The following is a 3,637-nucleotide window of genomic DNA, read 5'->3' on the forward strand; positions in this document are numbered from 1 at the left end:
GCCTGGAACCGATGAGCACCTGCGCGGCCTCTTCGACCAAAAGCACCGTCGCCGCCACGGCGCCCAGCGCCACGCGGGCCGATTTGACGACACCGTGCTCGTCGAGCGTCAGGTTCACGCCGGCGCTGACCACCGCGATATCCATCTCCGTGCGTGGAATGAAACGCAGATAGGCATCGCCCGACCGCGGCGCGCGCTTGTCGAGCAGGATCGCCTCGATGATCTCGCCTTTGGCCAGCGACGTCTTGCCCGGTCCGGTCGGCACGCTCTGCACGGGAATCGTGCGCCTGCCCGCCGGTCCGACGACCACTGCCCTGGCGCCTGCGGCAACCAGCGCCGGCACGCTGTCGGCGGCCGGCGAAGCGTTGCAGAGATTGCCTGTTATGGTGCAGCGTCCCTGCACCTGCTTCGAACCGATCAGCTTGGCCGCCTCGACGACACCAGGCCATGCCTTCTTCAGGGCGGCACTCTCTCCCAACACGGCGCAGGGGACCGCGGCGCCGATGCTGAAGCCTTCAGGCGTTTCCCTGATCTCGCTCAAGCCGTCGATCGCCTTGATGTCGACGATCAGGTCGGGTTCGATGAAGCCGCCTTTCATCCTCACCAGGAGGTCGCTGCCTCCCGCGAGAATTGCTGATGTACCGGACGAGCCGGCCAACTGGCCAACGGCATCTTCCATTGAAAGCGGACGTATGTAGCGCATCGTCTCCCCTTGATCTTCGCGATTTCAGCGACCGTTATAAACAGTCTCCTCATAATGACCATCCGGTTCCGCATCGCGGCATTGAGCCAGGCGCCCAACCTGAATTGGCGTACGCCGTGCGAACCGGAAATCATTGAGAAAGCCCAGCTTGGAGCAAATTCCTGGTTTCCTCAAGGGTGTAAAACGTTAGGCTTGTGTGGCGAACCGGACCCGTCCGCCCTCTCCGCGCATTTCAGTGGATCGTGAACAAGCCCATTTTCAACAACACTTCCAACGGATCAGCGGCAGGCTGGACAATCAAGCTCGGTGCATCGCCGGTCATTGGCACGGCGATCCACAGCGGCTGCGATGTCGGGCCCGTTTGCCAACCGCTGCTGTCCATCTCCAGCGCCGACCGGCTGCGGGAGGAGGATCCCTTCACCGAACACTTCATCGCCGATTTCCCGACCCAGCTTATCGTTCATCGATCGCGCTTTCAGGTCGATCTGAACCGGGCGCGCGAGGCCGCGATCTATCTGTCGCCGGAGCAGTCCTGGGGCTTGAATGTGTGGCGAGAGCCACCGGCCGAGGAGATCGTGAACGAGTCCCTCGCGTTTCACGACGCGTTCTATGCCGAGCTCAAGCGTGTCCTCGTCGATGTCGAAAAACGCTGCGGCAGGTTCGTCCTTGTCGACGTCCACAGCTACAACCACCGGCGCGAAGGGCCGCAAGGAGCGCCCGCGTCACAAGATGGCGCGCCCGATATCAATATCGGCACATTCTCGATGGACCGCGAGCGCTGGGCGCCGGTCGTCGACGCTTTCATCGAGGCGCTTCGCGGCCGGCGTCTCGACGGCGAGCCGATCGACGTGCGCGAGAACGTATCCTTCCAGGGCAAGGGCGAACAGACCCGCTTCGTCCATGCCAATTTTCCACAAACCGGGTGCGCCATCGCGGTCGAGTTCAAGAAGATCTTCATGGACGAATGGAGCGGCGACCCCGACTGGAGCGCAATCGAGCGGCTGCGCGCCATGTTGGCATCGACCGTGCCCGTCCTGGTTGAGGCGCTGCGGGCCATGCGATGAAGCTGAAGCTCGTCGAGTCCGCGTCTCCATTGGCGCTGATCGAAGCGGATCTGGACGCGCTTTTCCGGGATGGCAAGCCGATCCGTCGCGAATTCGGCAATGGCAACCGTTTGCACATGGATCGCCCCCTGCCCTTTCTGTGTGTGCATGTCGGGTCGCATCAGGATGCGGCATTCCATGCCGTCTCCGCCAACGCGTCCTATCTCATCGCGGCCGACATCGACCTCGCCGGCCACGTTGCGCGGCTGGTGGCGCGAAGGATCCGCGATCACTGCGGCGCATTCCTCATGCTGGACATCGGAATGAATCGGGGTTTCGAAAGCTCGTCGCTTTCGCGGCTTTGCCAACTATATTAGTTGTTGTTGAATTATATTGGAGACGCCGTTGGCACCAGACTAACTATTTTTGTCCAATGCTCACCTTGAACCGTTGATTAACTGCTGTGCTTCATTCTGCGAATCGCATGCAAGGCATGGGAAATTCAAGGATTACTCAATGCAGATTATCTCGGATCTCACTGTTACGATACAGAATCTGATGTCCGCCAGGAGCGGCTTTGCTGCAACAAGCCAGTCGACGTTCCTCAAAGCAGGTACAGCGCTGCGGGCCGAGGCTCCGGTCATCCGACCGGGCGCCGCCAGCAATGAGGACAACACAGAGTATGACCTGTTCGGTAGCTTTGGCCAGGACGCCAAGGCGGACGCACCAGCGGCTTCATCCGCCAGTGCGGCACAAGCCTCCACCACGACGGCGGACGACCCCTATATGCGCGCCGGCCAAGCCAATTATGGCGAACTCTATGCCGAGTATACACGCTTCATCAGCTCGATGGTCGAGGCGGATCGCCAGCACAAGGACTCCACCGTTGCGCGCTATTTCATTCCTGCCGGCGAGACGCGGGAAACGGTGATGGCAATGGAAGAGCATGACTATATGTGGGCCGTCTAGGACGAGATGGAGGCTGCCGCCGACCGCATCCCGCAAGCGCAGACCAACAAGGCGATCAGCAACCAAAGCCTGAGCTACGCCGACGCAAGCAAGATGACTTCTGATGCATTGTTCAGCTTGCAGAAGGCATTGCCGGTTCTGAACGCGGCGTTGGCGCGCACCAGCTCCGAGGTCGTTGAAGCGCGGCGGCAAAGTATCGGCGACAACCCGTAGCTCCAACGTCTCGCGCAGCAGCTGGCCAAGAACGATATTCTCTCCGTCAAGAGCAACCTGCGCTACGTCGACAGGATCGTCAAAGGCATCGAGAGTGGCTTCAACAAGGTTGATGGCGACCTTCTGGTCAAGAATGACCAAGGCCAGTACCAGCTTGGTGATTTCTCGATCTCGTTCAACGGCCAGGCGATGCTGACCTCCAAGGATACATTCGAAGCGTTCACCGGCTGAGTCCCCTCGCGGCGCCCGTCACCTCGGCATGAAATCTCCCGGTGCGGCCCTCCGGCCGCCGGACCGCCCCTCACCAAAACCCAACCAGCGACCTCAGCATCGCCTTGGCGCCCGCCGCCTGCCTGCAGGTTTTGCGAAACTCAGGTCGCCCCGTTGCATCAAGCACATCGTCGTCGATGGCCCGCAGGATAGTGCTCGCATTGCGCCACCCCATCCTGGCAAGGGCGGATGCCAGATCCGCACGGGCGGGATCGAACGGGCCCTGATTGGCAGTGGGGTCCGCAGGCGGGTCGATGTCGTTGCTGGCGCCAATCGCGTGCTGCGGCATTGCCACGGCGGTGCCGGGGTCGAAAGGCCGGGGAAGATCAAGAAAGCGGGACATCGCATTCAGGCAAAGGGCCGGCGTTGCAACGAGATGCTCATAGCAGACGAAATGCACCGGCGCGCCGGTGCATTTCGTCTGCTATGAGCATCTCGT

Annotated in this window: 6 protein-coding genes; 4 read left to right on the forward strand and 2 right to left on the reverse strand. The window is 61.3% G+C overall.

What is annotated here, in order from left to right:
- Nucleotides 1-703, reverse strand: a 703-nt coding sequence (locus EN935_RS26435) for a xanthine dehydrogenase family protein subunit M (protein WP_164771354.1), incomplete at its 3' end; no start/stop codon positions are given.
- Between the two features lie 239 nt (nucleotides 704-942).
- On the opposite strand from EN935_RS26435, the gene EN935_RS26440 reads away from it, so the two are divergent.
- From EN935_RS26440 to EN935_RS26455, 4 genes are all read left to right on the forward strand, one after another.
- Complete coding sequence (locus EN935_RS26440) at nucleotides 943-1,767, forward strand: N-formylglutamate amidohydrolase (protein ID WP_127264994.1); 825 nt, start codon at nucleotides 943-945, stop codon at nucleotides 1,765-1,767.
- Nucleotides 1,768-1,796: 29 nt separating this feature from the next.
- The gene (locus EN935_RS26445) at nucleotides 1,797-2,123 is read left to right on the forward strand and encodes a hypothetical protein (protein ID WP_245489054.1); all 327 of its coding nucleotides are present in this window, start codon (nucleotides 1,797-1,799) and stop codon (nucleotides 2,121-2,123) included.
- A gap of 139 nt (nucleotides 2,124-2,262) precedes the next feature.
- Nucleotides 2,263-2,715, forward strand: coding sequence for a hypothetical protein (locus EN935_RS26450; protein WP_127264988.1), 453 nt, complete (start codon nucleotides 2,263-2,265; stop codon nucleotides 2,713-2,715).
- Between the two features lie 6 nt (nucleotides 2,716-2,721).
- The gene (locus EN935_RS26455; protein ID WP_127264987.1) at nucleotides 2,722-2,928 is read left to right on the forward strand and encodes a hypothetical protein; all 207 of its coding nucleotides are present in this window, start codon (nucleotides 2,722-2,724) and stop codon (nucleotides 2,926-2,928) included.
- Nucleotides 2,929-3,229: 301 nt separating this feature from the next.
- Here the strand turns inward: EN935_RS26455 and EN935_RS26460 are convergent, their stop codons facing one another.
- The gene (locus EN935_RS26460; protein ID WP_127373772.1) at nucleotides 3,230-3,598 is read right to left on the reverse strand and encodes a hypothetical protein; all 369 of its coding nucleotides are present in this window, start codon (nucleotides 3,596-3,598) and stop codon (nucleotides 3,230-3,232) included.
- Nucleotides 3,599-3,637 lie beyond the last annotated feature (39 nt).

This window comes from Mesorhizobium sp. M7D.F.Ca.US.004.03.1.1, assembly GCF_003998635.1.
In the GTDB taxonomy this organism is placed as follows: domain Bacteria; phylum Pseudomonadota; class Alphaproteobacteria; order Rhizobiales; family Rhizobiaceae; genus Mesorhizobium; species Mesorhizobium loti.

Excerpts from the sequence above, each read along its gene's own strand:
- EN935_RS26450 (WP_127264988.1), top strand. The coding sequence starts at position 2,263 with ATGCAGATTATCTCGGATCTCACTGTTACGATACAGAATCTGATGTCC.
- EN935_RS26455 (WP_127264987.1), top strand. The coding sequence starts at position 2,722 with ATGGAGGCTGCCGCCGACCGCATCCCGCAAGCGCAGACCAACAAGGCG.